This is a genomic window from Planomonospora sp. ID91781 (assembly GCF_015711595.1).
GTDB lineage: Bacteria > Actinomycetota > Actinomycetes > Streptosporangiales > Streptosporangiaceae > Planomonospora > Planomonospora parontospora.
On the sequence record NZ_JABTEY010000001.1, the window covers coordinates 3,012,565 to 3,039,557 of the forward strand.

The following is a 26,993-nucleotide window of genomic DNA, read 5'->3' on the forward strand; positions in this document are numbered from 1 at the left end:
GGGCCGGGCGCCCGGAGGGTCAGAGGTAGAGGCCGGTGCCGTTGTCGGTCTGCGGGGTGGCGATGGCGTGCAGGTCGCGCTCGCGCATGACCAGGTAGGTCTGGCCGTGGACCTCGACCTCGTACTGGTCCTCGGGGTTGAACAGGACCTTGTCCCCGACCTTCACCGCGCGGGCGTTCGCGCCGACGCCGCAGACCTCGCCCCAGACGAGGCGGTTGGCGATCTTCACGGTCGCCGGGATCACGATGCCCGCGGTGCTGCGCCGCTCCTCGGACTCCTGCTCGACCTTGACCATGACGCGGTCGTGGAGCATCTGGATCTCGAACTTCGGGTCAGCCACAGCAGCAGTTTATGGGACGGGCGGAGCCGTACCGGCTGATCGGCGCCGTCCCGCCCGCGGGACAGCCGCGGCGGGGCAGGACCGGAGCGGCCGGGGCATGTCCGGGAGCGCCGGGTAGGCTCACCGCGCATGACGGATCTCTCCCTCGATTCTGCCCGCCTGGTCGACGACTTCCTCGACTGGTACCTCGACGCGAACCCCGTCCGCGCCTCCCTCGCGGGCGCGCCGGGTCACGATCGCACCCTCGGCGACTTCACCGAGGCCGGCATCACCTCCCGCGAGGCGGAGGCGCGGCGCCGGCTGGCGGGGCTGGAGGCCGCCGGAGACGCGGACGGCGGGCAGGGCGAGGAGGGCGGCGGGTTCGAGGATCGGATCGACCGGGAGCTGGTCGTCTCCGCGCTCCGCGGGTCGGTCGCCCAGGAGGCCTGGCCGTCCTGGCGGCGCGACCCCTCCTTCTACGTCGGGCCGGTCTTCGCCTCGATGTTCAGCCCCTTCCTGCACCGGCTGGCCCCCGAGGCCGAGCTGGTGGACGCCGCCGTGGCGCGGCTGGCCGAGGTGCCGGGTGTGCTGGCGGCCTGCCGTACGAACCTGGACCGGGGGCTGGCGGCGCCGCTGCTGGTCGAGCGGGGGCTCGGCCAGGCGCGGACCGGCCGGCGCTTCCTCACCGTGACCGTGCCTGGCCTGGTCGGCGACGAGCGGCTGCGCGCCCGGCTGGCGGAGGCGGCCGAGCCCGCGGCGGCGGCCTTCGACGCGCTGGTGGAGTTCCTCGGCGGCTTCGCGGCGGAGGGCGACTGGCGGATGGGCGAGGAGCTGTACTCCAGGCTGCTGCGCGAGCGGGAGATGCTCGACTACGGCGCGGCCGGGCTGCGCGAGCGCGGCAGGGCCGCCTACGACGAGCTCGACGCGGAGATGCGCGAGGTCGCCGCCAGGCTGCCGGGCGGCTCCGGCGACTGGCACGCGGCGATCGCGGCCCTCCAGGACGACCACGCGCCGACGCTGGAGGACATGCGCGCCGAGTACGAGGCCGAGACCGAGCGGGCCCGCCGGTTCGTGCGCGAGCGCGGCCTGGTGACCTTCGCCGAGGGCGAGGAGTGCCGGGTGGTGCCGTCGCCGGAGTTCCAGCGGCCCGTGCTGTCCGTCGCCTCCTACATGTCGCCGCCGCCGCTGTCGGCCTCCCGGACCGGGCACTTCTTCGTGCCGTTCACGCCGGACTCCTTCACCGCGGAGCAGGTCCGCCAGCGGCTGCGCACCAACGCCCGCGCGCAGATGCCCTCCATCGCGGTGCACGAGGCCTACCCCGGCCACCACTGGCACCTGTCGTGGGCGGCGGGCAACCCGCGCCGGGCCCGCAAGCTCTTCGGCACGCCGTACTTCGCCGAGGGCTGGGCCCTGTACGTGGAGAAGGTCATGCGCGAGCAGGGCTACTTCGCCGAGCCCGCCCAGGAGCTCGCCCACCTGGAGTTCCGGCTCTTCCGGGCGGCCCGCATCATCGTCGACACCTCGCTGCACTGCGGCGACATGAGCATCGAGGAGGCCGAGCTCTTCATGACGACGAAGTCCTCGCTCACCCCGGGCACCGCCAAGGGCGAGGTCGACCGCTACTGCGCGTGGCCCACGCAGGCGCCGTCCTACCTGACCGGGGCGCTGGAGATCGACCGGATCCGCGCCGACTACCTGGCCGCCGGGCGCGGGGACCTGCGCTCCTTCCACGACACCCTGGCCGGTTCCGGCAGCCTCCCCCTGGGCCTGGCCCGCCGGGTGGCGCTGGAAGGGCGGACCGGGGCCGGCGGTACGGCGTGAGCCGCGCGGGCGGCGCGGGCACCGGTCGTCCGGCGGGCCCCAGGTCCGGGTCCAGATCCGGGTTCGGGGCCGGCTGAGGTCCGGGTGAGGCCCGGGTAGGTCTACCGGGACGGACGGATGGCGGGGACCGGGGCGCGGTGGGCGGCGTGGGAGGCCGAGCTGGCCAGCAGGCCCGCTGCGACCAGGGCCGTGACCACGGCCGACCAGACCAGGGCGCGGCCCATGCGCAGGCCGTATCCGCCGAAGGCCCAGGCCAGGCCGAGCAGCCAGCGCCGGGCGGGGCCGCTGGTGATCCGGCGCATCTCCAGGGCGGCGAAGTGGAAGTCCGCCGCGGTCTCCTGGTCGTCCACGGCGGTGCGCAGGCGGGAGTACAGCACCGCCAGGCCGTGCGGGGTCGGCGGCGGCGGTCCATCTCCGGCCTGCGCCCAGCCCCGCCAGACGTGCTCGTCGGCCAGCGCCTGGCGCGGGGACCACCAGCGCAGCGGAGGCCACTGCCAGGCGAACCGCACCCCATGCGGGGTGCGGGCGAACGTGCAGCCGGTCAGGCGCAGTCCCTCCGGGTGGCGCACGTCGGCCAGGCGGCAGGTGCTGAGGTCCACCCCGCTCAGGTGCAGTGACGCGGCGTCGACACCGGACAGGGAGGTCACCCTGGACGAGCCCCGGCCGGTGAGAGCGGCCGGGCCGCGCAGTGACGCCCCGTCCAGGGCGGCCTGGGCGTTCCTCAGGCGGACGGTCAGCGGACCGGTCACCGAGAGCCGGCGCAGGTCCACCGGGCAGCTCTCGGCCGACAGCACGAGGCGGGCGCCCACCTGGGCGCCGGTGAGGGCGAGGTGCCGCCGCGCCGCGGCCGGCGCCAGGTAGGCCGCGGCGGCGAACCGCGCCGCTTCGAACCCGGCCCGCCCGGCGAAACCCGTCCTGCGGAAGGAGGCCGCCCGGCCGAACCGGCAGCCGCGGAAGGCGGCGGCCCGGCCGAAGCGGGCGTCGTCGAAGGTGGTGAACCCCTGCAGGTCGGCGCTCTCGAACGACGCGGTCCGGTCGAAGGCGGCGGAGCTGAACAGGGCGTCGCTGCCGACGGTCATCCGGTCGAAGGCGGCGTGCCCGCCCACAGCGGCCTGGTGCAGGGAGAGCTCCCGGGCGAACCGGGCCTCGCGGAAGGAGGCGTTGCCGTCGAAGCGCGCGCCGAGGAACGAGGCCAGGTGGTGGAAGACGGAGCGGTCGAAGGTGGCGTCTCCGAGGAAGGTGACACCGTTGAAGAGGGCGGGACCGGAGAAGACGGCCCGGTCGAAGCGGGCCCGGCCGGGCCTGCGGCCGGTGGCCGCCAGGATCCGCTCCAGCAGCGCGTCCTCGACGAGCGTGCCCCGCAGGTCCACCGCCGAACCCGGGCGCAGAGCGCCGATGACCTCGTCGAGTCCGCCGGGGTCGAGGTGGGCGAGGCAGCGTCCGCGGGACCGCTGCGCCACTCCTGCGCAGTCCGGGAAAGCACAGGTGACCCAGCCCACGTCCAGAGTTCTCATAATCGAGTGATACGCCTTTTCCCGCCTGCGGGCGAGTGCCGCCACGCGAACGGGGGCGGTGCGGCCGGCGGGCGCGGGCCGAGTCCGAAAAGCTACCTGCAGGTAACCGAAGTCACATGAGGGCCTCGCACAATCGGTGACGCGTCACTTGTGCGATGAAAGGTCGTTTTCCGTGCGGATCGCTCCGTTCGCCCGCCTGTCCCGCCCGCTCCGCTGGGCGGCCCGGGTCCTGTCCGTGCTCGTCGTCCTGGCGGTCGTCCTCGCCGGGGCGGCGACCTGGACGGTCCGCAGGTCCTTCCCGCAGCTGTCCGGCGAGCTCCGGCTCCCCGGCCTGGCCGCCCCGGTGACCGTGCACCGCGACGGGTACGGCATCCCGCACATCTACGCCGACACCGCCGCCGACCTGCTGAAGGCGCAGGGCTACGTGCATGCCCAGGACCGCTTCTGGGAGATGGACTTCCGCCGCAAGACCACCGCGGGCCGCCTGTCGGAGGTGTTCGGCGCCTCGACCCTGGAGATCGACAAGGTGGTCCGCACCCTCGGCTGGCGGCGCACCGCCGAGGCGGAGCTCCCCCTGCTGCTCCCGGAGACCCGCCAGGCCCTGGCGGACTACGCGGCGGGGGTGAACGCCTGGATGGCCCGGCACGACGGCTTCGCCGCCAGGAGCCTGGAGTACGGCGTGCTCAAGCTCACCAACGGCGGCTACGAGCCCGAGCCCTGGACCCCGGCCGACTCCCTGGCCTGGCTCAAGGCCATGGCCTGGGACCTGCGCTCCAACATGGACTCCGAGCTGGACCGGGCGCTGGTCGCCGCCCGGCTCCCCGCCGAGCGGGCCGCGCAGCTGCACCCCGGCTATCCCTTCGACCGGCACGCGACGATCGTGACCGACGCGCCCGCCGGGGAGCCCAGGGGCGGCCGCCCGGTCGAGGCGGCCGCCGCCGGGGCGCTGGACCGGGTCGCGGCGCTGGTGGACGCCGCGCCCTCCCTCTTCGGGACCGCCGGCGGCGACCCCGCCGGGATCGGCTCCAACTCCTGGGTGGTGGGCGGGGCGCACACCGCCACCGGCAAGCCGCTGCTCGCCAACGACCCGCACCTCGGCCCCCGGATGCCGTCGATCTGGTACCAGGCCGGGCTGCACTGCCGTACCAAGAGCGCGGCCTGCCCCTACGACGTGGCCGGATACACCTTCGCGGGCCTGCCCGGCGTCGTCATCGGCCACAACGACAAGATCGCCTGGGGCTTCACCAACCTCGGTCCCGACGTCACCGACCTGTACCTGGAGCGCACCCGGGGCGACACCGTCCTCGCCGGGGAGACCTGGGAGCCGATGCGGGTGCGCACCGAGCGGATCCAGGTGGCCGGGGGTGAGCCGGTCGAGCTGAAGGTCCGCACGACCGGGCACGGCCCGATCGTCTCCGGCGTGCTCGGCGACGCCCGCGAGGCCGTGCCCGGGGCCGCGGCCCGCCTGGGCGAGCAGGCCGAGGGCCTGGAGGTGGCGCTGCGCTGGACCGCGCTCGACCCCGGCCGGACCGCCGACGCCATCCTGCTGATGAACCGCGCCGAGGACTTCGAGCAGTTCCGCAAGGGCGCGGCCTCCTTCGAGGCCCCCGCGCAGAACCTGATCTACGCCGACACCGCCGGGAACATCGGCTACCAGGCCCCCGGAAAGATCCCGGTCCGCTCGAAGGGCGACGGCACCATGCCCGTGCCCGGCTGGACCGGGGAGCACGAGTGGACCGGTTTCATCCCGTTCGAGAAGCTGCCGTCCGTCTACAACCCGCCCGAGGGCTACATCGTCACCGCCAACAACGCGGTCGTGCGCCCGAGCGAGGAGCTGTTCCTGACCTCCGACTGGTCGCACGGCTACCGCTCGCAGCGGATCGTGGAGCGGATCGAGGAGGAGACGGCCAAGGGCGAGGTCACCTCCGAGACGATGCGCGCCCTGCTGATGGACGACCGCAACAACCTCGCACCGGTCCTCGTCCCGCACCTGCTCCGCCTCGGCGCCCCCAACGACACGCTCGAGGGCTGGGACTTCGGCCAGGGCCGCGACTCGGCCGGGGCCGCCTACTTCAACGCCGTCTGGAAGCACCTGCTCGCCCGGGTCTTCGAGGACGAGCTGACCGGCCCCACCCGCCCCGGCGGCGGCGACCGGTGGTACGAGGTGGTCCGCGCCCTCCTGGACAGGCCCGAGGACCCCTTCTGGGACGACGTGCGCACCAAGGGCACGGCCGAGCGCCGCGACGACATGCTCAAGGCCGCGATGGCCGACGCCGACGCCGAGCTGCGCGAGCGGCTGGGCGGGGATCCGGCGGAGTGGGCCTGGGGCGACCTGCACACCCTGGACCTGACCCACGAGACCTTCGGCACCAGCGGCATCGCGCCGGTCGAGTGGCTGTTCAACCGGGGACCGCTCCGCACGGCCGGCGGCAAGGACACCGTGAACGCCACCGGCTGGGACGCCACCGCCGGATACCAGGTCGACTGGGTGCCGTCGATGCGCATGGTCGTCGACCTGGCCGACCTGGACCGCTCGGAGTGGATCAACCTGACCGGCGCGTCCGGCCACGCCTTCCACACCAACTACGACGACCAGGCCGAGCTCTGGGCCGACGGGAGGTTCACCCCGATGCGCTTCACCGAGCCCGCCGTACGGCAGGCCGCCGAGAACACCCTCACGCTCACCCCGTGACCGGCGCCCGGCCGGGCCCCGCAGCCCCTCCCGGGGTCCCGCGGCCCGGCCTCCGGCGGCCCGGGCTCAGGCCGTGGCGCCGGTGCGGGCGCGGCGGCGGACCTCCGGGACTATCAGCGGGGTGCCGCTCTGCGGGTCGGTGATGATCTCGCAGCGCAGGTCGTAGACGTCGCGGACCAGCTCGGCGGTGACGATCTCGGCGGGGTCGCCCTCGGCCACGATCCGGCCCTCGCGCATCACGATCAGGTGGGTGGCGTAGCGGCAGGCCTGGTTCAGGTCGTGCAGCACCGCGACCAGGGTGCGGCCCTGCTCGTGCAGGTCGGCGCAGAGATCGAGGACCTCGATCTGGTGGGCGATGTCGAGGAAGGTCGTCGGCTCGTCGAGCAGCAGGATCGACGTCTCCTGGGCCAGCGCCATGGCCAGCCAGACGCGCTGGCGCTGGCCGCCGGAGAGCTCGTCCACGCACCGGTCGGCCAGGTCGGCCACGCCGGTCGCCTCCATGGCCGAGCCGACCGCGGCCTCGTCCTGCTTCGACCACTGCCGCATCAGCCGCTGGTGCGGGTAGCGGCCCCGGCCGACCAGGTCGGCGACGGTGATGCCGTCGGGCACGATCGAGCTCTGCGGCAGCAGGCCGAGCCGGCGGGCGACCTCCTTGGACGGCAGCGAGGTGATCAGGGAGCCGTCGAGGCAGACCGTCCCGGCCCGGGGCTTGAGCATGCGGGCCAGCGCCCGCAGCGTCGTGGACTTGCCGCACGCGTTCGGCCCGATGATCACGGTGAAGGAGCCGTCCGGGATCGCCACGTCCAGGCCGGAGGCGACCACGCGGTCGTCGTAGGAGAGCGTCAGTCCGGTGCCCTGCAGTCTCAACGTCGTTCCTTCCGGAGCATGTACACCAGGTACGTGCCGCCGATCGCGGCGGTCATGATCCCCACGGGCAGCTGGACCGGGGCCAGCAGGCGCTGCGCGGCCAGGTCGGCCGTCACCAGCAGGACCGCGCCCATCAGCGCGGAGGCGAGCATGGTGACGCCGGGGGAGCGGGTGAGCCGCCGCGCGAGCTGCGGGGCCGCCATCGCGACGAAGACCACCGGGCCGGTGGCGGCGGTGGCGACCCCGCACAGCAGCACGCCCACGGTGACCGCGGCCGCGCGCACCGGCTCGACGCGGATGCCGACGGCCTTGGCCGAGTCGTCGCCCATCTCCATCATCCGCAGCGGGCGGGAGACCAGGGCGCAGACCGGGAGCAGCAGCGCCAGGGCGCAGGCGACGGGGAGCGCGTGCTCCCAGCCGCGCCCGCCCAGGCTGCCGGTGAGCCAGGCCCCCGCGGTGGCGGCGTCGTTGATGTTGGCCCGGGTCAGCAGGTACCAGTCGGCGGAGGTGAGCAGCGCGCTGACCCCGATGCCGACGAGGATCAGCCGGTGGGCCTGCACGCCGTTGCGGAAGGAGAGCGCGTAGACCAGCAGCGCGCACGCCACGCAGCCGAGCAGCGAGCCGCCCGCGATCTGCCAGGCGGAGCCGCCCAGGACGACCGCGACGATGCCGCCGGTCGCCGCGCCCGCGGTGAACCCGATGAAGTCGGGGCTGCCCAGCGGGTTGCGGGTGATGCTCTGGAAGATCGCCCCGCTCAGCCCGAAGGCCGCGCCGACCAGCAGGCCGGTCACGACCCGGGGCGCGCGCAGCTTCCAGACGATGAGCTCGGCGGCCGGGGTGCCCCGGCCGAAGAGCGAGCCCACGATGTCGGGGATGGGCACGGTGAACTCGCCGGTCGACAGGGCGACCAGGCTGACGGCGACGCCCGCGGCGACGAGCAGGAGGCAGACGGCGAGGCCGCGCGGGGACAGGCGCAGCGACCAGGAGGCCAGGCGCAGGACGGTCATGGCGCGACGGACTCCGAGATGGGGCGAGACGGTCGTCATAGGGCGGCGAGCCTCCGGCGCCGGGCGAGGAGGATGAACACCGGCACCCCGACGACGGCCCACATGAGGCCGACCTGGATCTCGGCGGGGGAGGCGACGACCCGGCCGAGGACGTCGGCGCCGAGCAGGAGCACCGGGGTGAACACGACGGTGTACGGCAGCAGCCAGCGCTGGTCGGAGCCGGTGAGCAGGCGCACGCCGTGCGGCACGACCAGCCCGACGAACCAGATCGGCCCGGCCGCGGCGGTCGCCGACCCGCAGAGCAGGGTGACGGCGACGGCGGTCAGCGCGCGGGTGCGGCCGACGCCCACGCCCAGGGCGCGCCCCGCCTCGTCGCCGAGCGCCAGGGCGTTGAGCGGTCCGGCCAGGGCCAGGCCCAGGACCAGCCCGGCGGCCAGGAACGGCGCGAGCCGCACGGCGACGTCGGGGGTCGGCCCGGCCAGGGAACCGGTCAGCCAGAACCGCATCCGGTCGAAGGTGGCGCTGTCGATCCGCAGGATCGCCGAGGACGCGGCGCCGAAGACCATGCCCAGGGCCACGCCGGCCAGCGCCAGCCGTACCGGGGTGGAGCCGGCGCGGCCCGCCGAGCCCAGCGCGTAGACCAGCACGGCGGCCGCGGCCGCCCCGGCGAAGGCGAACCAGACGTAGAGGGCGGGGTCGGAGATCCCCAGCAGGCCGAGGGCGGCGGCGACGCCGAGCGCGGCGCCGCTGTTGACGCCCAGCAGGCCGGGATCGGCCAGCGGGTTGCGGGTCAGGCTCTGCATGAGCGCCCCGGCCAGGCCGAGGGCCGCGCCGACGCCGAGGCCGAGGAAGGTGCGCGGCACGCGCAGCTCCCGGATCACGGTGTGGTCGGCCGAGCCGTCCGGGGCGGTCAGCGCGTCGACGACCGTGGAGAGCGGGACGGAGCGGGACCCCACCGCGATGCTGACCGCCGCCAGCAGCACCAGCGCTCCGACCCCGGCCAGCAGCCCCGCGGCCAGCAGGGCGGCACGCCGCGCCTGCCCGGCCCGTGCGTCGCCCGAGGCGACCGTGACCGCATCGGCCGTGCTCACCCGGCCCCCTTTCACATCCTCGCTTAGGCAAGGCTAATCTAAACCCGAAGTAATAAGGTGAGCCTATCCTTTGGAGAGGGAAAAATGTCCCTGCCTGTCCTGTCCCGGCGAGGCGTCCTGGCCGTCGGCCTCGGTGCAGCCCTGTTCGCTCTCGCCGCCTGCGGAGGCCAGCCGGAGACCACCTCTCCCGCCGCGGGCGCCGCGTCCTCCGCCGCGGCGGAGGCCGGTCCGTGGACCTTCACCGACGACCGCGGCAAGAAGATCGACCTGCCCAAGCGCCCGACCAGGGTCGTCGCCCAGGTGGGCGCCGCCGCCGCGCTCTGGGACTTCGGCGTCCGGCCCATCGCGGTCTTCGGCCCGCACCGGCTGAAGGACGGCAGCAAGGACCCCCAGGTGGGCCCGGTCGACATCACCAAGGTCGAGTCGCTCGGCAACGTCTGGGACGAGTTCAACGTCGAGAAGTACATCTCGCTCCAGCCCGAACTGCTCGTCAGCGGCATGTACACCGCCGACAAGGACACGCTCTGGTACGTCCCGGAGAAGTCCGCCGCCACCATCGAGCAGGTCGCCCCCACGCTCGGCGTGCGGCTGGTCGGCAAGACCCTGCCCGAGGTGATCGGCCGGTACGGCGAGATCGCCGCCGCGCTCGGCGCCGACCTGAACGCCCCCGACGTGACGGCGGCCAAGGCGAAGTTCGAGGCGGCGGGCAAGGCGCTGCCCACGCCCGAGGCGAAGAAGCTGAAGATCATGGTCATGGCGGGCGGCCCCGACTCGCTGTGGGTCGCCGACCCGAAGGACCACGTGGACGTGGGCCACTTCAAGGAGCTGGGCCTGGACGTCGTCGTGCCGGAGAAGGTCGACGAAACGGGCTTCTGGCAGACGCTGAGCTGGGAGAACGCCGACACCTACGAGGCGGACGTGATCCTCGTCGACGCCCGCACCCAGTCGATGAAGGTCGAGGAGATGATGAAGAAGCCGACCTTCGCGAAGCTCCCCGCGGTCAAGGCCGGCCAGGTCTACCCCTGGCACGCCGAGGAGCGCTACAGCTACCAGGGCTATGCGTCTGTGCTGGAGGAGCTCGCCGCGAACCTCGCCAAGGCGAAGAAGCTGTGACACCGGCCGGGGCGGAGCGGCCCCGGTGAGCCGGTCGGGCGCGGAGGTCCCGACCGGCGGAGCCCCGGGATCCGCGCGGATCCCGGGGCTCCGTTACGCGTAGGCGCCCCGGACCTCGACGATGTCCGACAGCGGGAACTCCAGGTAGTCCCCGGCCTCCTCGCACCACGCGTCGAGCACGCCGCTGCGCAGCTCACCGTGGCTGATGGTGGCGGTCAGGCCGTCGGCCAGCGTGATCGCCGCCCGTACGCCCCGGTCCACCACGAAGCCGAGCAGGGACTGCTGGGCGGTCGGCAGCCGGGAGGCCATGCGGCCGATGACCGCCCAGGTGCGACCCGGCGCCTGCCCGCCCTCGCAGCCGGTGGCGAGCAGCCGCCGGGCGTGCTCGCGGGGGTCGGGCGCGGGCTCCGCCAGCGGATGGACCGGCTGGTCCAGCTCGGCCACCTGCCCGCCGGGCAGCAGGATCAGCCGGCCGCCGTCCTGCGGCTCCTCGATCCGGGTCCGGCGCACGGTGATCTCCCCGGTGTCGTCGACCGGCACCGGGGCGTAGCCGTTCTCGCGCAGCGCGGCCAGGGTCCGCTCGGCCGGCACCGAGCTGGCCAGCACGGTGGGCGCGAGCAGGCGCAGACCCAGCCGGGACAGCCGCCGGTGGGCGGCGATCTCGGCCAGCAGCACCGGGTCGGAGGCCTGCACGATGCAGGCGACCGCGGTCACGGTGACCTCCCCGTGCCGCCTGGCCACGTCGCGCACGAGGTACTCCAGGGGCTGCGGGACCGTCCCCGCCTCGGCGAGGTCGGCCAGCAGCCCGTCGGCGGTGTGGCCGGCGTCGAGCGCGCCGCGCACGCTCGCCGGGGTGAACCGCCAGACCGAGGCCGTGCCGCGCGACTCGCGCTCGGCGGCGCGGTCCAGCAGCGCCGCCAGCTCCGTCGAGGGCGGGCCGGTCACCACCGCCGTCAGGTCCGCGCCGAACAGGGCGCTGCGCCGGACGCTGGCCATGGCGCGGGTGGAGCACTCCACCAGCCCCGGATCGTGCTCGACGGCCGGGCAGGAGTCGTCGCCCTCGTCCCCTGCGCCGGCGTCCAGGGCGGCCAGCGCGCGGCCCAGATCGGTGACGGCGCCGTGCACGACGAGCCCGAGCAGCCGGGCCTCCTCCAGCACCCCCGGGGTGCACTCGGCCAGCAGAGCCGGGTCCAGGAGCGGGGCGTGCCAGTGGACGAGGCGGACCAGGCCGCCGGTGTCGGTGCAGGCCGTACTCGCCGGGAGGCGGGCCAGCACGCCGAGCACCGCCCGGCGGATCCGGGCCACCGCGGCCCCGGCGGGGTCGTCGCCGAGCACCGTGCCGTACTTGCCGCGCGTCCGGCGCAGCGACGAGCGCTCCATCCGCCACCACGCCGCCAGCAGCACCCGGAGCCGGGCCGGCGCGTCGTCCAGGCGCCAGCGGTCGAACCGGTCGGTGGGCACCAGCCCGCCGGCCGGCTCGTCCCAGGCCAGCAGGCGGGCCACCGCGCACACCTCCAGCAGCAGCCGGGTCTCGTCCTCGTCGCAGCCGGTCTCCCTGGCGACCCGGCGGACCTCCCGCACGCCGACCCCGCCGGCCTTGAGCAGCGGCAGCGGCGTCTTGGCGGTGTTCTCCAGCATGGCGGCGCAGCGCTCGACCACGTGCGGGGCGGCCAGGGTCATCAGGTGGTCGACGGTCTCCGGGTCGACCGGCAGCGTGGCGAGGTCGGGGGGATCGGGCGTGAAGGGCGGCCGGTAGTCGGGACCGCGCAGCGCGAGCGCCACCTCCCGGGGCATCTCGGCCACGTTCCAGCTGGGCCGGAAGAGCAGGCCGTGGTCGGCGGCCCACTTCTCCGGGGAGCCGGGCACGACGAACCGGCCGCCGTCCACGTCGCTGACCGGACCGTCCCAGGCGAAGCCCTCCAGCAACCGGGCGGTGCCCTCCGGGGCGCGGGCCAGGAGGGCGGTGACCCGGCCGGCGTCGGACAGCACCTCGGCGATCGCGGCGGCCGTGCGCCGCTTGGAGCCGGCGGGCAGGCCGAGCGAGCGCGCGAGCGAACGCAGGGCGTCCGCGCTGACCGTCCAGGAGTCGAGGTAGCGGGCGAGCGGTTCACCGAGCCCGCAGGGGGAGGTCCACCAGCGGGCGAGCGCGCCGGCGATCCGGATGCGGCCCTCGTCGTCCTGCCAGGCCAGGGCGTGGTCGGACAGCAGGGCGAGCCAGGGGGCCGGTGCCTCCTCGGGCACCCGCAGGAAGCGGGCCAGCTCCGCGGAGCCGACCTGGTCGCCGAGGGCCAGCGCGGCCTCCACGACCTCCAGCGCGGGCAGCGGCAGCGCGCGCAGCGCCTCCATCACGGCGAAGCCGTTGCCCAGCCGCTGGGCCAGCGTGCCCAGGCGGCGCGGCCACGGGGGAGCGATGGCGTCCGGCCGGTTGGCCAGGATCCGGGCGAGCCGCTCCTCGTCGAGGGTCTTCAACCAGCCGAGCAGGTGATCGTCCATCTCGCAGCTCTCTTATGGAATCGTGCGTGGGGGACTCTCCGGGAGCCGTCGGGGAGAGCGGGAAGCCGCTCCCTTCAGGGAGTGCAGGAGTCACCAACGGTAATGCAGAGGGCATTCCCATAGGGGCTGCACCACGCAGAACACGACAAGCTTGGCCGAACGAGCGCGGTGCGGCGCGCGGCGGGGGAGTGGCCGGTCCCGGGTCCGGCCGCGGGGGAAGCGCCGGGCCCGGGACCGCCGGGCGCCAGGTGAGGGGAAGAGGCGGCGCCTTTTCCGGGGAGGGCTTCGGGGCGTCCCGGAGGACGCGGTGCTTCGGGGGGGGCGAGGGGGCGGGGTCGGTACGGAGGGCGGCCGGAGCGCCGGGTCCGGGGCCGTCAGGCCCGCAGGACCGCCCAGACGATTTTGCCGTACGGAGCGAGCGGTGCCCAGCCCCAGCGGACGCTCAGCGACTCCACGATGTGCAGCCCCAGTCCGCCGACCTCGAGCGGAGAGGGGTCGCGGAGGGTGGGGGATCCGGCGCCCGGGTCGTTGAGCGCGCACACGACCATGCGGTCCCTGCGGATCAGCGACAACCGGACCGGTTCCCTGGTGCGGTCCGCGGCCAGCCGGAGACCGTGCCTGATGGCGTTGGTGGCGAGCTCCGAGACGACGATCCCCATGTTCTCGCCGAGGTCGTCGAGCCGCCAGCCGGAGAGCGTCCCGGTCGCGAAGCTGCGCGCCGAGTGCACCGACTCGGCGTGCGGAGGGAGCACGAAGGTGGCGCTGGCCGCCGAACCGGCCGCCGGGAGGCCGGACGGCGCCGGAGACGGGGAGGGCGCGGTCAGGAGGTCACGCGCCGGATCGGGCCACCAGCCGACGGGGGGCCACCAGTCGAGCGCCGTCCAGGCGGGGCGCGGGGGCGCGATGTGGGCGGACTGCACGCAGATCATGATGGCCTGAACTCCCGTGCATGTGCAAGAGCGAATGCACGTGCACGAGGTGGTTGCAACCGCTACGGTTACCCCTGTTTCGGTAATCCGGAAGGAAAGGGGATCTTGTCCGCGGTCGGGGATTCCCGGGCCGCGAAGTGACACACTGTCGATCAGGAAGCGAGCAAGGAGCACCACGTGTCCATCGATCCGCCGGGTACCGGTTCCACTGTTCGGCGCATCATGCTCGGCGCGAGCCTGCGCCGGCTGCGGGAGGAGAAGGGGCTCACCCGGGAGGTGGCCGGATTCCACATCCGCGCCTCCGAGTCCAAGATCAGCCGCATGGAACTGGGACGCGTCGGCTTCAAGACGCGCGACGTGGAGGACCTGCTCACCCTGTACGGCGTGCTCGACGACGCGGAGCGGCGCAGCCTGCTGGAGATGGTCCGCGAGGCGAACACCCCCGGGTGGTGGCACAAGTACGGCGACCTGCTGCCGAACTGGTTCGCCACCTACGTGGGACTGGAGGAGGCGGCGAACGTGATCCGCACCTACGAGGTGCAGTTCGTGCCCGGTCTCCTGCAGACGTCGGCCTACGCGCGCACCGTGATCCGGCTGGGCCACCCGGACGTGCCGGACGCCGAGATCGAGCGCCGCGTGCACATGCGCATGCAGCGGCAGGAGCGCCTGACGAAGAAGGACGGACCCCGCCTGTGGGCCGTCATCGACGAGGCGGCGCTGAAACGGCCGATCGGAGGCCGGGAGGTCATGTGCGAGCAACTCCGGCACCTGCTGGAGGTGGCCACCCTCCCCAACATCACCATCCAGGTGATGCCCTTCCGGTTCGGCATGCACGCGGCCGAGGGCGGCGCGTTCAGCATCCTGCGATTCCCCCAGTCCGACCTGTCGGACGTCGTCTATGTCGAGCAGCTCTGGGGTGCCCTCTACCTGGACAAACGTGAGGACATCGACCCCTACCTCACGGCCATGGAGCAGCTGTGCGTGGAGAGCACCACGCCCGGGGGCACCGCCGAGATCCTCGGCGACCTTCTCAGAGAGATGTAAATGGAGCAGACCTACAACGGCATGCCGGCCACGGACCTGGCCGGGGCCCGCTGGCGCAAGAGCCGCTACAGCAACTCGCAGGGCAACTGCGTCGAGCTCGCCGAACTGCCGGACGGCAGCGTCGCGGTCCGTAACTCCCGGTTCCCCGACGGTCCCGCCCTGATCTACACCCGTGACGAGATCCGCGCGCTGGTGCTCGGGGTCAAGGACGGGGAGTTCGACGGCCTGGTGGTGTAACGCCGTTTTTACCTCCGCGCGCGCAGGTTAACCTGCGCGCGCCGGTGGCGTAACAGGCGGAGCCGGCCGCTTGGGCAGAGTTCGAGCCACACCGAACCTGGGGGCTCGAGATGATCGACCAGATGACCCTGTATCCCGTGGCCGACGACGTGCTGCTCGCGCCGGGCGGCCGCGTCGTGATCCGCACCTACGGCGTCGCCCCGGCGGCCGGGCGGGACGGCGAGCGCACTCCGGTGGCCTACCGCACCTGGGTCACCGGGGTGCGCGACCAGCCGCGCTACTGGCACTGGGGCCGCTTCGAGGACGCCTGCCACGGCCACCGGCAGGTCGTGGAGTGGCTGACCGGCCGGGGACCGCTGCCCGCCGCCGCGGCGGCCTGAGCGGCGCGCCGTACGGCGGACGGTGCGCGTACCGCGCGTCTGCACGGCGGGGTCAGGGCCGCCCGGGGCAGGAGACGAGCTCCTCGATCACCAGACCGGCGCCGATCCCGAGCAGCCAGACGTCCTTGGCGATGGCGTTGCCCTCCGGGGTCGGGCGCAGGCTGCCCTCCTGCCGCAGGCCGGGCGTCTTCAGATAGAGGCCGAGCAGCCCTCCGGCGAAGGCCGTGAGCGCGGCCCCGGCCAGCATCGACGGCACCACCGGGATCAGCAGCGCCGCGCCCAGGGCGATCTCGGCCCTGGAGAGCAGCCGGGTGAACTCCTCGGGGTCCATGTCCTCGAGGAACGGGTAGGTCCCCGCCGCCATCCCGTGGAGTCCGGCGGCGGTCTGCTTGTCGGCGTCCTGCTTGCCGAGCCCCGAGTTGAGGATGATCGCCCCGGCGGCGAACCGGGCGGGGAGCTGGTGTGCGCGAGCCAGGAACCTCATGAGTCCTCCCAGCGGTGGTCGGGCCTGAATCCCGATCCCTACCCCCGTCTCCCCGCCCCCCGACGGCCGGGCCGGTAGTGCTTTGTTAGATCAGTGGCGCCGCCGGGACGCCGTCCCGGTCCGGCCGGGGCGTCAGACCGGGGCGTTCCAGGTGAGGAGCACCGGCCTGCCGTGCTCGAAACCGAGGCGGGAGTAGGTGCCGGTGTCCAGGCGCAGGAAGCGGCCGTCCTCGGGCGGCCGGCCGAGCCAGCGGGCGGCCAGGATCCGCAGGTAGTGGCCGTGGGCGACCAGCGCCACCGCGCCCTCCGCGCGGCGGGCGCGGGCGATGACCCGGTCGGCGCGGGCGCCGACCTGGGCGATGCTCTCACCCGGGTGCGCGTCGTCGCCGGGGATCACGCCGTCATGCCACAGGTACCAGTCGGGACGGGTCTCACGGATCGACGCGGTGGTGATGCCCTCGTAGCCGCCGTAGTCCCACTCCCACATGTCCGGGTCGGTCTCGTAGCGCTCCAGCCCGGCGAGCTCGGCCGTCCGCCGCGCCCGCAGGGCGGGGCTGACCAGCACCAGGCCGAAACCCCCGCCGGCGACCAGCGGGGCGAGCGCCCGCGCCTGGTCCTCGCCCCTGGCGGTGAGGGGCATGTCGGTGCGCCCGGTGTGCCGCCTGTCCCGGCTCCACTCGGTCTCGCCGTGCCGCAGCAGAATCATCTCGTCCATGGTGGAACCATCATGCCGGTACGGCCCGCGCCCGCCCGTCGGCGCCCCCGCCGGTGCCCCGTGGATTCCGGAGATCCGTGGCAAGCTGGATTCGTGACGATATCTGTGGGTCTGGTCGGTGCGGGGCCATGGGCGGAGATGGTGCACGCGCCGACGCTGGCGGCCGGGCCGCACACGAAGCTGGCGGGGGTGTGGGCGCGCAGGCCCGAGGCGGCCGCCCGGTTCGGCGCCCCGGTCTTCGACCGGATCGAGGAGCTGTTCGACGTCTGCGAGGCGGTGGTCTTCTCGGTGCCGCCGGCCGTGCAGGCCGAGCTCGGGGTGCTCGCCGCGAAGGCGGGCAAGGCGCTGCTGCTGGAGAAGCCGCTCGCGGCCGACCTGGACGGGGCGCGGCGGCTGGCCGACGCGGTCGGCGAGGCGGGGGTGGCCTCGCAGATGTGCCTGACCTGGCGCTACTCGGCGGCCACCCGCGCGTTCCTGGCCCGGGTGTCGGCCGTCGAGCCGTTCGGCGGGTACGCCGCCAACGTCTCCGGAGCCCTGCTCGGCGGGCACTTCGCCACCCCCTGGCGGCTGGAGCGCGGTGCGGTCCTCGACGTCGGCCCGCACATGATCGACATGCTGGACGCCGCCCTCGGCACGGTCACCGGGGTGCGCGCGCACGGCAATCCGACGGGCTGGGTCGGCCTGCTGCTGGAGCACGAGACCGGCGCGGTCAGCGAGGCCTCGCTCTGCATGAGCGTGCCGGGACCGACCCCGCCCTCCCGGGTGGAGGTGTACGGCAGGCTCGGCAGCGAGTCCCTCGACGGCGACGCGCTCGGTGCCGACGCCTTCCCCACGATGGTCGCCGAGTTCGCCGAGACCGTGCGCTGCGGCGGGCACCCCCTCGACGCCGCGCACGGCCTGCGCCTCCAGGAGATCATCGCCGAGGCCGAGGCCCAGCTCGGCTGAGCCCGCCGGGCGCCGCCCGGTGCGCCCCGCCGCCGCGGGCCCCGGCCGGTTCGCCCGGCCGTCACCGCGCTCCGGGCCGGTGCGCCCCGTCACAGCGCCCCGTCACCGCGCCGCGGTCCGGTGTGCTCCGCCGCCGCGCTCCGGGCCGGTGCGCACCCCGCGGCGCGGGAGCACGTGGGAGGATTGATACCGTTCGTCCGACGCGCGGTGTGGAGCGAAGTCCGGTGCGAGTCCGGCGCTGTCCCGCAACTGTCATGGCCCCCGCAGGGCCGAGCCAGGTCGCCTCCCGCCGCGCCGACGCCGTCAACCCTCGTGGAAAGGGGTGATCCGTCGTGGTTCTCGCGGGTCCTCGTTTCCAGTAAGCGAAAGGACCTCCCGTGAGGCCCGTACGTACCGCCTTCGCGGGCGCCCTCCTGAGCGCGCTGGCCCTGGCCGGCTGCGGTCAGAGCCCGGCCCCCACCACCGCCGCCTCCTCCGCGGGGGCCGCCACCCCCGCCCCCTCCGCGAAGGGCTTCCCCGCCACGGTCGAGGCGGGCAACGGCTCCGTCACCATCACCGCCCGGCCCGAGCGGATCGTCTCCCTGTCGCCCACCGCGACCGAGACCCTGTTCGCCGTCGGCGCCGGCCCCCAGGTGGTCGCGGTGGACGACCAGTCCAACCACCCGGCCGAGGCGCCCAGGACGGACCTGTCCGGATTCAAGCCGAACGCCGAGGCGATCATCGCGCAGAAGCCCGACCTGGTCGTCCTCGCCACCGACACCGACGGCATCGTCGCCAAGCTCGGCAAGGTCGGCGTCCCGGTGCTGCTGGAGCCGGCGGCCGCCGAGCTCGACGAGGCCTACGACCAGATCACCGACCTCGGCGCGGCCACCGGCAACCAGGCCAAGGCCGAGGAGGTCGTGGCCGGGATGAAGAAGAAGATCGAAGAGGTCGTGGCGGCGGCGCCCAAGGACAAGAAGCTCACCTACTACCACGAGCTGGACACCACGCCCTACTCGGTGACCTCCACCACCTTCGTGGGCCAGGTCTACGCCCTGTTCGGCCTGACCAACATCGCCGACAAGGCCCCCGACCTGGCCGGCGGCTACCCCAAGCTCTCGGCGGAGTTCGTCGCCCAGGCCGACCCCGACCTGATCTTCCTCGCCGACACCAAGTGCTGCGGCCAGTCCGGGGAGACCCTGGCCAAGCGTCCCGGCTGGTCGAAGCTCTCCGCCGTCACCGGCGACCGGGTCATCGCCCTCGACGACGACGTCGCCTCCCGCTGGGGCCCGCGGGTCGCCGACCTCGCCCAGCAGGTCGGCGAGGCCGTGAGCAAGGCCGCGTCCGAGTAGGTGACCGGCTCCTCCCGGCTGAGGCCCGGCGCGCTCGCCCTCGCGCTCGGCGCCCTGCTCGCCAGCATGGTCGCCGGGCTGCTGGCCGGGGCCGCGGACATCGCCCCCGGCGGGGTCGTGCTGCAGCTGCTCGACTGGCTCCCGCTGGTCTCCGCCGACTCCGGGCTCGCCCCCGTCGAGCGGAACCTGCTGCTGGAGCTGCGGCTGCCCCGGGTCCTGCTCGGGGCGCTCGTCGGCGGCCTGCTCGCCGTCGCCGGAGCCGCCTACCAGGGCGTGTTCCGCAACCCGCTCGCCGACCCCTACCTGCTGGGCGCCGCGGCCGGGGCCGGGCTCACCACCACGGCGGCGATCGTGTTCCTGAAGGGGAACGGCGAGGCCCTCGTCATCCCGGTCGCGGCCTTCACCGGAGCCGTCGGCGGCGTCCTGCTCGCCTACGCCCTGGGCAACGTCGCGGGCCGGGGCGGCGGAACCGCCACCCTGGTCCTCGCCGGGGTCGCCGTCTCGTCCTTCCTGACCGCGGTCCAGACGTTCGTCCAGCAGCTCGGCGTCGACGAGCTGGAGCGCATCTACGCCTGGATCCTCGGCGACGTCGGCGGCGGCTGGGGGCAGATCACCCTGGCCGCCCCCTACGCGGCCGTCTCGGTGGGGGTCCTGCTGCTGCACGGGCGGCTGCTCGACGTGCTCTCGGTCGGCGACGACGAGGCCGCCAGCCTCGGCCTGCGCGCCGCCCGGGTACGGCTGGCCGTCCTGCTCGCCGCCTCCCTGGCCACCGCCGCGGCCGTCGCCGTCAGCGGGTTGATCGGCTTCGTCGGCATCGTCGTCCCGCACGTCGTGCGCCGCCTGGCCGGAGGCTCCTACCGGATCGTGCTCCCGCTCTCCCTGCTCGGCGGCGCGGCCTTCCTGGTCCTGGCCGACGTGCTCGCCCGGACCGTCCTGGCCCCGGCGGAACTGCCCATCGGCGTGGTCACCGCCTTCGTCGGCGCGCCGTTCTTCGTCGCCGTCCTGCGCATGACCAGGCAGGCGGGCGCATGAGCCGGATCCTGGCGCGCGACCTGGAGGTCGTCCTCGACGGCAGGACCGTGCTGGCCGGTGTCGGCCTGGTGGTGAGCCGCGGCGACTGGCTCGCCGTGATCGGCGCCAACGGCGCGGGCAAGTCCACCCTGCTCAAGGCCCTGGCCGGGGTGCTGCCCTGCTCGGGGGAGGTGCTCGTCGACGACGTCCCCGTCCGGCGGCTCAAGCCCCGGGAGCGGGCCCGGCTGATCGCCTACGCCCCCCAGTCCCCGGCCCTGCCGGCCGACATGACCGTGTTCGACTACGCCCTGCTGGGCCGCACGCCGTACATCCCCTATCTGGGCAGGGAGGGCCGCGCCGACCGCGAGGTGACGGCGTCGGTGCTGGAGCGGCTCGACCTGGAGCCGTTCGCCTCCCGGCGGCTCGGCCGGCTGTCCGGCGGCGAGCGCCAGCGGGTGGTGCTGGCCAGGGCGCTGGTCCAGCAGGCGCCGGTCCTGCTGCTCGACGAGCCCACCACCGCCCTCGACCTGGGCCACCAGCAGCAGGTCCTGGAGCTGGTGGACCGGCTCCGGCTGGCCGACGGGCTGACCGTGGTCACGACCCTGCACGACCTGAGCGTGGCCGGGCAGTACGCCGACACGATGACGCTGGTCTCCCGCGGTAGGGTGGCGGCCTCGGGAGCCCCCGCGGACGTGCTCACCGAGAAGCTGATCGACGAGCACTTCGGCGCCCGCGTCCGGATCGAGACCGGTCCCGGCGGCAGGCCCGGAGTCCACCTGGAGCGCCCCGATGACACCGAGCCCCCCGCATCCGGCCCCTGAAGCGCTCCTCGCGCCGCGGCCCCCTGAGCCGGCCGGTCCCGGTTCCGGACGGGACGGTGCCGGACCCGGGGCCCCGCGGAGGGGCGGGCGGGACGGCGCCCGAGCGGAGGCCGCGGGGCGGGGCCGCCTCGCGGGGGGCTCCTTCGAGCTGAGCCACCGCCGCGAGGACGGCGTCCGGCTGGCCTCGCTGCTGTGGCGGCCCGGTCCCGGCTGGCGGGCGATCTCCTCGGCCATGGTCGGCGGCGGCATCGGGCCGGTCGAGTGGGTGCTGAACGCCCAGGTGCCCGGCGGCTACGCGCGCATGGACCCGGTGGACCACCTGCGGGAGATGGCCCCGGCCGGGCCCGGCGTCGGCATGCTCACCGCCGCCGCGGTGGACCGCTTCACCCGGGCGGCCGACGGGGGAGCGGAGGCCGTGGCCACGGTGGGCCTGCGCGTCCCCACCTGGGCCGCCGCCCCCGAGGGGGTCCCCGACCCCGAGCTCGCCCCCCTGTACCGGCCGGGGACGATCAACATCATCGTCGCCGTCCCGGTCCCGGTGAGCGACGCCGCCCTGGTCAACCTGGTCATGACGGTGACCGAGGCCAAGACCCAGGCCCTGGTCGAGGAGGGCTTCGGCTGCACCGGCACCGCCTCCGACGCGGTCTGCGTCGCCGCACCCGAGGCCGGACCCGGTGACGCTCCGGGGGAGCTGTTCGGCGGCCCCCGCTCCGTCTGGGGCGCCCGCGCCGCCCGCGCCGTGCACCGGGCCGTACGGCAGGGCGCCCGCGACTGGGCGGGGCGTGACGGCTCGGCCACGTGAAGCGGGACCTTCACCCTGGTGGTCCCGTTCGAGGTCTCCTTCGACCCCGCCGCGCTGCTCCGACGCCGCGGCTGACGGGAGCCGGGGAACCGGGCCGACGGGGGCCGGAGAGCCGATCGTTTCCCGATCGATCCGTCATCGGTGCGGCGCTCTATTGACTTCCGGCGATAGGTTGCCACCCTGGTCATATCCCCTAGGGAGTGGTGATGCGGCGGCTCGGAACGGCTCTGGCACTCCTCGGCGGCCTGGCGCTCGCGGTCGCCGCGATGCCCGCCGCCCTGGCACACGAACATCCCAGCGGGATCACCGACCTGGTGACCCCCGCGGTGGTGCGCGTCGAGGCGACGGCGAAGGTGGACATCACCCTGCTCGACCACCTCGGCGAGCTGGTCCACGTCGAGCGGAGCTACGAGGTGCCGATCGGCAGCGGCACCGGGACCGTGGTCAACCCCGACGGCGCGGTCGTCACCCTGACCCGCGTGGTGGAGACCGGCAAGGACGTCGCGGTGTACGCCGCGAACCGCATCTTCGCCGAGCACCACAAGGTGAAGATCCCCGACGACTTCGAGCGGCACAAGCTCGGCGACGACAAGCTCGACCACCACCTGCAGGAGTGCTACCCGCCGAAGAGCTCCACGGCGACCTGCATCGCCGACGTCAGCACCGAGATCCGCATCTTCCCCAACATCGCCCCCGCCGACGCCGAGGGGTTCCGGGCCGAGATCGCCCGCGCCGGGGACGGGCCCGACAGCCCGGCGGTGCTGGTGCCGGTCGGGCGCGCCGACGGCGGGGCGGGCATGCCCACCGCGCCGCTGGCCGCCAAGGTGCCCGACAAGGAGGGCTCCCCGGTCGCGGTCGCCGGGTTCACCGGGCGGCCCGCGGCCGACCGGCCGGAGACCGTGGAGATCGCGCACCTGCAGGCGGGGGGCGCCGGGGACGGCGGGAGGCGGTTCAAGGACCCCGAGGGCAAGGCCGACGAGCCGGTGAAGCTGGGCGCCCTCGTCGACAAGGGACTGCTCGGCGGCCCGGTGATCGAGGACAAGAAGGGCGAGGTCGTCGGGCTGCTCGTGGGCGGCGGCAAGGAGGCCCGGATGATCGGCGTCCGGGAGATCACCACGGCGCTGGCCGAGGCGAAGGCGCCCGCGCGGCGCGGCCCGATCGACGCCGCGTTCGAGCAGGCGCTGACCCGCTTCCACACCGGGTACTACGGTGACGCCGTCCCGGCCTTCCAGCGCGTCCTGGACCTCTACCCCGGCCACGTCGTGGCCGCCGCGCACCTGAAGACCTCGCAGGCCAAGCGCGGCACCGCCGAGGACGAGGGCACCAGGCGGGCCGCCGCGGACGAGGACGCGGGCGGCGGGGGAGTGCCGCTCTGGCCGTTCCTGGCCGGCGGCGGCGTGCTGGTGGCCGCGGTGGCCGCCGGGGCGCTGCTGCTGTGGCGGCGCGGGGCCGCGCAGGACCCGGACCCCGCGGAGGCCGGGACCGTCGAGACGGGCGTGCCGGTCCCCGAGCCGCCCGTCGTCATCCCGCGCCGGCCCCCGGTCGACGAGGGGGCCAACCCCACGGTGGTGGTCGGGCGGTCCTTCCCCGCCCTGCCGAAGATCGCACCCGGAGACCCGCCCACCGGTCCCGGCGGGCCGTCCGCGGCTCCGGGCGGGCCGTCCACCGGCCCCGGCAGACCCGTGCTGGTCGCCCGCGACCCCGGGCGACCGGAGGGGACCGCGCCGAACGGCGGCGACACCGCCCCGGGAGCCGGAGCGGGGGCCGCCGGGACGAACCCGGGCGCGGCCGTCCAGAAGTACTGCACCGCCTGCGGGATGCGGCTGGGCCACGCCCACCGGTTCTGCGGCTTCTGCGGCCACCCGGCCGAGGCGTGACGGCGCCGGTGAACGAGAGAGCGCTCATCGGCCAGGAAGTGGCCGGCTACTACGTCGAGGACGTCATCGGCAAGGGCGGCATGGCCGTGGTCTACCTCGCGGTGGACTCGCGGCTCAACCGCCGGGTCGCGCTGAAGGTCCTCAACCCGCTGCTCGGCGAGGACGACCGGTTCCGCCAGCGCTTCATCCTGGAGTCGCGGACGGTCGCCAGCATCGACCACCCCAACATCATCCCGATCTACGAGGCGGACGCCGCGGCCGACGGCACCCTCTACATCGCGATGCGCTACGTCGACGGCCCCGACCTGCGCCGCCTGTTCTACGACCGGGGACCGCTCCCGGTCAGCCAGGTCAGCCGGATCTTCACGCAGGTCGCCGCCGCGCTGGACACCTCGCACGCGCACGACCTGATCCACCGCGACGTCAAGCCCGCCAACATCCTGATCGCCGGGCACACCGAGGGCGAGCACGTCTACCTCACCGACTTCGGCATCACCAAGCACCGCACCTCCATCTCCGGGCTGACCCAGACCGACCAGTTCATCGGCACCCCCCGCTACATGTCGCCCGAGCAGATCAACAAGGAGACCATCGACGGGCGCTGCGACCAGTACGGCCTGGCCTGCGTGGTCTACGAGGCGCTGGCGGGGCGGCTGCCGTTCCAGCGCGACAACGAGATCGCGCTGCTCTGGGCGCACCTGGCCGAGCCGCCGACGCCGCTCAGCACCCTCCGGCCCGAGCTGCCGCCGGAGGTCGACGGGGTGATGGCACGGGCGCTGGCCAAGGCGCCGGAGCAGCGCTACGACAGCTGCGCCGAGTTCGTCACCGCGCTGCGCGACGCGATCAGCGGCCAGTCCTACCAGCTGCAGCAGACCCGGCCGGCCGCCGAGCGCCCGGCAAGGCCGCGCGCCCGCGCCGGCGGGCGGCGCATCCTCCTCGGGGCCGGGGCGGCGATCGCCGCGGTCATCGCGCTGGTGGCGGTGCTCGCCGTGATCCTGCGGGGCGAGGACGCGTGGGCCGCCTACCGGGGATCGGCCGCGGTGCCGGTCGCGTTCGAGCACCCGGCCGGCTGGACGACGATCCAGCACGCGGACGTGTTCACGGTCTCCGCTCCCCGCGCCGAGGAGTTCCGGACCCTGTTCAGCACGCCGGTCACCGCCGACTGGGCGGCGGTCAACGAGATCATCAAGACCGACCCGGAGGAGGCCACCGGCGTCTACGCGCAGACGCTGGACACGCTCGACCCGCGCGGCGGCGCCCAGCAGCTCCAGGAGACGCTGCAGTCCTCGCTGCCCGGCACGGTGAGCGTCTTCTCCGAGGTGGTGCAGGTCCGGGTCGGCGGGCGGCCCGCCGTACGGCTGGAGGGGTCGATCGCCGACCCGCAGCAGGGCGGCCGGCTCGACTTCGTCGGCTACGCCGTGGAGCGGCCGGACGAACCCGCCCTGATGATCTACTTCTGTGCGTCGGGCCGCTGCGACGACACGCTGGCGGGCCGGCTCGTGCGGAGCGTGACCTTCCCGGAGTCATGAGGGCGGCCGGGGCCGGCGTCGGAGACTCAGCGACGCCGGCGGCAGGGAGGCGCCGGGCTCGGCGGCGCCGGCGGCCCGGAGAGCGGGCCTCAGCCGACCGCCGCGCCCGGCCGCACCACCCCGGACTCGTAGGCGAACACCACCGCCTGGGCGCGGTCGCGCAGGTGCAGCTTCATGAGCACCCGCGCCACGTGCGTCTTGACGGTCGCCTCGCCGACGAAGAGCTCCTTGGCGATCTCGGCGTTGGTCAGGCCGCGGGCCAGGAACCGCAGCACCTCCAGCTCCCGCGGCGTCAGCTCGCCGAGCCGGGGCGGGGGCGCGGGCTCGTGGCGGCCGGCGAAGGAGGCGATGACCCGCGTGGTCACCGCCGGGTCCAGCAGGGCGTCACCGCCGACCACGACGCGGACGGCCTCGACGAGCTGCTCGGGCGGGGAGACCTTGAGCAGGAAGCCGCTGGTCCCCGCCCGCAGCGCGGCGTAGAGGTTCTCGTCGGTGTCGAAGGTGGTCAGCATGACGACCCGGGGCGGATCCGGCTGGTCGAGCAGCTGCCGGGCCGCGGTGAGGCCGTCCATGCGGGGCATGGAGATGTCCATCAGGACGATGTCCGGCCGGGTGCGGCGGGCCACCGCGACGGCCTCCAGCCCGTCGGCGGCCTCCCCGACGACCTCCATGCCGGGCTCGCTCTCCACCACGAGCTTCAGGCCCGCGCGGACCATCGCCTGGTCGTCGGCGATCACGATGCGGATGACGTCACTCATACCAGGACCTCCAGGGAGAGCGGGAGCCGTGCATGGACCCGGAACCCGCCCTCGGCGCGCGGGCCGGCCTCGAACGTGCCGCCGAACAGGGTGGCGCGCTCGCGCATGCCGATGAGGCCGTTGCCGGTCGACAGCTCCGGAGCCGAGCCCGCACCGCCGGTGTCGAGGACCTCCACCTCCACGGAGTCGTCCAGGTAGGCGACGCGGACGGAGATCTCGGACTCGCCCGCGTGCTTGACCGCGTTGGTGAGCGCCTCCTGCGCGATGCGGTAAGCGGACAGGTCCAGACCCGGTGCGAGCCGTACGGGCTCGCCGGTGACGGACAGCGTGATGCGCAGGCCCGAGGAGGCGAGCGAGGCGACGGTGGTGGCGAGCATGTCCAGTCCCGGCTGCGGGATGGCCTCGTCCAGCGGCATGCGCAGCGCGCCGAGCATGACGCGCAGTTCCTCGACCGCCTCGCGGCCCGAGCGCTCGATGCCGAGCAGCGCGTCGGCGTCGCCGCCGCCCCTCCGGCGCAGCACCCCGGCCTGCATGACCATCATGCTCACGCTGTGCGCGACGACGTCGTGCAGCTCGCGGGCGATGCGGGTGCGCTCCTCGGCGACGGCCTCGGCGGCCCGGCGCTCCCGGTCGCGTTCCAGCCGTACGGCGTGCTCGGCCAGGCGGCGGGCCCGGGTGGCGTAGGCGTTGACCGCCAGGCCGGTGAGGTAGGCGGAGCCGAAGACGACGGTCAGGAAGATGACCTCCTCCGCCGGGAGCCACCGGTGGTCCACCGCGCCGGAGTCGAAGACGAGGACGCCGGTCACGGCCCAGGCCAGACCGGGCCTGAACGGCAGCTCCGCGCCGACGGTGTGGAAGACGAGCAGCAGGGAGAACAGCTGCCAGACCTGGCAGTGCTCGTAGCCCTGCCGGTGCCAGGCGTACTGGATGAGGATCATCAGGATGAAGACCGCGACCGGGGCCTTGCGGCGGAACCAGACGAGCACGCCGGTGACGAGCGCCTGGCCGATCCACCACAGTTCGGGGGTCTCGGCCGCGCCGTACTCGGTCGCGACGGTGAACGCCTCGAGCGTGCCGAGGGCGATGATCGCGGCGCCGATCAGCAGATCGACTCTCGGCACCGTGCGGAGGTGCCGGGAGAGGGGGAGGGGAAGCGCCATGCGGGGAGACTAAACCCTCGCGTCGCTATTGCATATAGGACAAAACCCCTGCCC

The 26,993-nt window shown here is 74.4% G+C and carries 24 protein-coding genes; 13 read left to right on the forward strand and 11 right to left on the reverse strand.

The window, feature by feature from the left end; genetic code table 11:
• Positions 1–19: 19 nt before the first annotated feature.
• A complete protein-coding gene (locus HS048_RS13710; protein ID WP_068896762.1) occupies positions 20–340 on the reverse strand; it encodes a co-chaperone GroES in 321 nt (106 codons plus the stop codon).
• Positions 341–469: 129 nt separating this feature from the next.
• On the opposite strand from HS048_RS13710, the gene HS048_RS13715 reads away from it, so the two are divergent.
• Positions 470–2,140 carry a DUF885 domain-containing protein gene (locus tag HS048_RS13715; protein ID WP_196467150.1) on the forward strand — a complete coding sequence of 557 codons (1,671 nt, stop codon included), beginning with the start codon at positions 470–472 and terminating at the stop codon, positions 2,138–2,140.
• A 101-nt stretch (positions 2,141–2,241) separates the two neighbouring features.
• Here HS048_RS13715 and HS048_RS13720 read toward each other — a convergent pair whose 3' ends face one another.
• Positions 2,242–3,654: a pentapeptide repeat-containing protein gene (locus tag HS048_RS13720; RefSeq protein WP_196467151.1), complete on the reverse strand. Its 1,413-nt coding sequence runs from the start codon at positions 3,652–3,654 to the stop codon at positions 2,242–2,244.
• Positions 3,655–3,826: 172 nt separating this feature from the next.
• Here HS048_RS13720 and HS048_RS13725 point away from each other — a divergent pair, with 172 nt between their 5' ends.
• Positions 3,827–6,346 carry a penicillin acylase family protein gene (locus HS048_RS13725; protein ID WP_068896759.1) on the forward strand — a complete coding sequence of 840 codons (2,520 nt, stop codon included), beginning with the start codon at positions 3,827–3,829 and terminating at the stop codon, positions 6,344–6,346.
• A 66-nt stretch (positions 6,347–6,412) separates the two neighbouring features.
• Here the strand turns inward: HS048_RS13725 and HS048_RS13730 are convergent, their stop codons facing one another.
• Genes HS048_RS13730 through HS048_RS13740 form a run of 3 tightly spaced genes read right to left on the reverse strand, consistent with a single transcriptional unit; the run spans position 6,413 to position 9,311 of the window.
• Positions 6,413–7,213: an ABC transporter ATP-binding protein gene (locus HS048_RS13730; RefSeq protein ID WP_068896758.1), complete on the reverse strand. Its 801-nt coding sequence runs from the start codon at positions 7,211–7,213 to the stop codon at positions 6,413–6,415.
• Entirely contained in the window at positions 7,210–8,220 is a 1,011-nt protein-coding gene (locus HS048_RS13735; protein ID WP_068896757.1) for an iron chelate uptake ABC transporter family permease subunit, read from the reverse strand. Before HS048_RS13735 ends, HS048_RS13730 begins: the two co-directional genes overlap by 4 nt.
• Before the next feature lie 35 nt (positions 8,221–8,255).
• Positions 8,256–9,311 carry an iron chelate uptake ABC transporter family permease subunit gene (locus tag HS048_RS13740; RefSeq protein WP_307832462.1) on the reverse strand — a complete coding sequence of 352 codons (1,056 nt, stop codon included), beginning with the start codon at positions 9,309–9,311 and terminating at the stop codon, positions 8,256–8,258.
• Positions 9,312–9,395: 84 nt separating this feature from the next.
• Here HS048_RS13740 and HS048_RS13745 point away from each other — a divergent pair, with 84 nt between their 5' ends.
• A complete protein-coding gene (locus HS048_RS13745; protein WP_196467153.1) occupies positions 9,396–10,424 on the forward strand; it encodes an ABC transporter substrate-binding protein in 1,029 nt (342 codons plus the stop codon).
• Between the two features lie 93 nt (positions 10,425–10,517).
• Here HS048_RS13745 and HS048_RS13750 read toward each other — a convergent pair whose 3' ends face one another.
• Complete coding sequence (locus tag HS048_RS13750) at positions 10,518–12,917, reverse strand: helicase-associated domain-containing protein (protein ID WP_068896755.1); 2,400 nt, start codon at positions 12,915–12,917, stop codon at positions 10,518–10,520.
• A gap of 374 nt (positions 12,918–13,291) precedes the next feature.
• Complete coding sequence (locus HS048_RS13755) at positions 13,292–13,846, reverse strand: ATP-binding protein (RefSeq protein WP_084008236.1); 555 nt, start codon at positions 13,844–13,846, stop codon at positions 13,292–13,294.
• Between the two features lie 222 nt (positions 13,847–14,068).
• Between HS048_RS13755 and HS048_RS13760 the strand changes: the two genes are divergently transcribed.
• The 3 genes from HS048_RS13760 to HS048_RS13770 all read left to right on the forward strand — a co-directional run bounded on the left by HS048_RS13760 (position 14,069) and on the right by HS048_RS13770 (position 15,507).
• Positions 14,069–14,890 carry a helix-turn-helix transcriptional regulator gene (locus HS048_RS13760; RefSeq protein WP_068897059.1) on the forward strand — a complete coding sequence of 274 codons (822 nt, stop codon included), beginning with the start codon at positions 14,069–14,071 and terminating at the stop codon, positions 14,888–14,890.
• A complete protein-coding gene (locus tag HS048_RS13765; protein WP_068896754.1) occupies positions 14,891–15,127 on the forward strand; it encodes a DUF397 domain-containing protein in 237 nt (78 codons plus the stop codon).
• A 122-nt stretch (positions 15,128–15,249) separates the two neighbouring features.
• Complete coding sequence (locus HS048_RS13770; protein ID WP_230880827.1) at positions 15,250–15,507, forward strand: hypothetical protein; 258 nt, start codon at positions 15,250–15,252, stop codon at positions 15,505–15,507.
• A gap of 52 nt (positions 15,508–15,559) precedes the next feature.
• Here HS048_RS13770 and HS048_RS13775 read toward each other — a convergent pair whose 3' ends face one another.
• Both HS048_RS13775 and HS048_RS13780 read right to left on the reverse strand, forming a co-directional pair.
• On the reverse strand, positions 15,560–15,991 hold the full coding sequence (locus tag HS048_RS13775) for a hypothetical protein (RefSeq protein WP_068896752.1): 432 nt from the start codon (positions 15,989–15,991) through the stop codon (positions 15,560–15,562).
• Positions 15,992–16,123: 132 nt separating this feature from the next.
• Entirely contained in the window at positions 16,124–16,705 is a 582-nt protein-coding gene (locus HS048_RS13780) for a histidine phosphatase family protein (protein WP_068896751.1), read from the reverse strand.
• A 93-nt stretch (positions 16,706–16,798) separates the two neighbouring features.
• Between HS048_RS13780 and HS048_RS13785 the strand changes: the two genes are divergently transcribed.
• The 7 genes from HS048_RS13785 to HS048_RS13815 all read left to right on the forward strand — a co-directional run bounded on the left by HS048_RS13785 (position 16,799) and on the right by HS048_RS13815 (position 25,021).
• The gene (locus HS048_RS13785) at positions 16,799–17,650 is read left to right on the forward strand and encodes a Gfo/Idh/MocA family protein (RefSeq protein ID WP_196467154.1); all 852 of its coding nucleotides are present in this window, start codon (positions 16,799–16,801) and stop codon (positions 17,648–17,650) included.
• Between the two features lie 377 nt (positions 17,651–18,027).
• The gene (locus HS048_RS13790; RefSeq protein WP_068896749.1) at positions 18,028–18,981 is read left to right on the forward strand and encodes an ABC transporter substrate-binding protein; all 954 of its coding nucleotides are present in this window, start codon (positions 18,028–18,030) and stop codon (positions 18,979–18,981) included.
• Complete coding sequence (locus HS048_RS13795; RefSeq protein WP_068896748.1) at positions 18,982–20,013, forward strand: iron ABC transporter permease; 1,032 nt, start codon at positions 18,982–18,984, stop codon at positions 20,011–20,013. It begins immediately after the preceding gene.
• Positions 20,010–20,813 (forward strand): ABC transporter ATP-binding protein, encoded by an 804-nt coding sequence (locus HS048_RS13800; protein ID WP_068896747.1) that lies wholly within the window; start codon positions 20,010–20,012, stop codon positions 20,811–20,813. The genes HS048_RS13795 and HS048_RS13800 overlap by 4 nt, the downstream gene beginning before the upstream one ends.
• Positions 20,782–21,615 (forward strand): adenosylcobinamide amidohydrolase, encoded by an 834-nt coding sequence (locus HS048_RS13805; protein ID WP_196467155.1) that lies wholly within the window; start codon positions 20,782–20,784, stop codon positions 21,613–21,615. The genes HS048_RS13800 and HS048_RS13805 overlap by 32 nt, the downstream gene beginning before the upstream one ends.
• Positions 21,616–21,821: 206 nt before the next feature.
• Complete coding sequence (locus HS048_RS13810; protein ID WP_196467156.1) at positions 21,822–23,492, forward strand: tol-pal system YbgF family protein; 1,671 nt, start codon at positions 21,822–21,824, stop codon at positions 23,490–23,492.
• An 8-nt stretch (positions 23,493–23,500) separates the two neighbouring features.
• Entirely contained in the window at positions 23,501–25,021 is a 1,521-nt protein-coding gene (locus HS048_RS13815; protein WP_231647129.1) for a serine/threonine-protein kinase, read from the forward strand.
• A gap of 89 nt (positions 25,022–25,110) precedes the next feature.
• Here the strand turns inward: HS048_RS13815 and HS048_RS13820 are convergent, their stop codons facing one another.
• Positions 25,111–25,779 carry a response regulator transcription factor gene (locus HS048_RS13820; RefSeq protein ID WP_068894356.1) on the reverse strand — a complete coding sequence of 223 codons (669 nt, stop codon included), beginning with the start codon at positions 25,777–25,779 and terminating at the stop codon, positions 25,111–25,113.
• Entirely contained in the window at positions 25,776–26,939 is a 1,164-nt protein-coding gene (locus HS048_RS13825; RefSeq protein WP_196467157.1) for a sensor histidine kinase, read from the reverse strand. The genes HS048_RS13820 and HS048_RS13825 overlap by 4 nt, the downstream gene beginning before the upstream one ends.
• Positions 26,940–26,993: the final 54 nt, after the last annotated feature.

What these genes read in the sequence shown, in the direction of transcription:
- HS048_RS13715 (WP_196467150.1), top strand. Translation starts at nt 470, where the DNA reads ATGACGGATCTCTCCCTCGATTCTGCCCGCCTGGTCGACGACTTCCTC.
- HS048_RS13720 (WP_196467151.1), bottom strand. Translation starts at nt 3,654, where the DNA reads ATGAGAACTCTGGACGTGGGCTGGGTCACCTGTGCTTTCCCGGACTGC.
- HS048_RS13735 (WP_068896757.1), bottom strand. Translation starts at nt 8,220, where the DNA reads ATGACCGTCCTGCGCCTGGCCTCCTGGTCGCTGCGCCTGTCCCCGCGC.
- HS048_RS13745 (WP_196467153.1), top strand. Translation starts at nt 9,396, where the DNA reads ATGTCCCTGCCTGTCCTGTCCCGGCGAGGCGTCCTGGCCGTCGGCCTC.
- HS048_RS13750 (WP_068896755.1), bottom strand. Translation starts at nt 12,917, where the DNA reads ATGGACGATCACCTGCTCGGCTGGTTGAAGACCCTCGACGAGGAGCGG.
- HS048_RS13755 (WP_084008236.1), bottom strand. Translation starts at nt 13,846, where the DNA reads ATGATCTGCGTGCAGTCCGCCCACATCGCGCCCCCGCGCCCCGCCTGG.
- HS048_RS13760 (WP_068897059.1), top strand. Translation starts at nt 14,069, where the DNA reads ATGCTCGGCGCGAGCCTGCGCCGGCTGCGGGAGGAGAAGGGGCTCACC.
- HS048_RS13765 (WP_068896754.1), top strand. Translation starts at nt 14,891, where the DNA reads ATGGAGCAGACCTACAACGGCATGCCGGCCACGGACCTGGCCGGGGCC.
- HS048_RS13770 (WP_230880827.1), top strand. Translation starts at nt 15,250, where the DNA reads ATGACCCTGTATCCCGTGGCCGACGACGTGCTGCTCGCGCCGGGCGGC.
- HS048_RS13775 (WP_068896752.1), bottom strand. Translation starts at nt 15,991, where the DNA reads ATGAGGTTCCTGGCTCGCGCACACCAGCTCCCCGCCCGGTTCGCCGCC.
- HS048_RS13780 (WP_068896751.1), bottom strand. Translation starts at nt 16,705, where the DNA reads ATGGACGAGATGATTCTGCTGCGGCACGGCGAGACCGAGTGGAGCCGG.
- HS048_RS13800 (WP_068896747.1), top strand. Translation starts at nt 20,010, where the DNA reads ATGAGCCGGATCCTGGCGCGCGACCTGGAGGTCGTCCTCGACGGCAGG.
- HS048_RS13805 (WP_196467155.1), top strand. Translation starts at nt 20,782, where the DNA reads ATGACACCGAGCCCCCCGCATCCGGCCCCTGAAGCGCTCCTCGCGCCG.
- HS048_RS13810 (WP_196467156.1), top strand. Translation starts at nt 21,822, where the DNA reads ATGCGGCGGCTCGGAACGGCTCTGGCACTCCTCGGCGGCCTGGCGCTC.
- HS048_RS13820 (WP_068894356.1), bottom strand. Translation starts at nt 25,779, where the DNA reads ATGAGTGACGTCATCCGCATCGTGATCGCCGACGACCAGGCGATGGTC.
- HS048_RS13825 (WP_196467157.1), bottom strand. Translation starts at nt 26,939, where the DNA reads ATGGCGCTTCCCCTCCCCCTCTCCCGGCACCTCCGCACGGTGCCGAGA.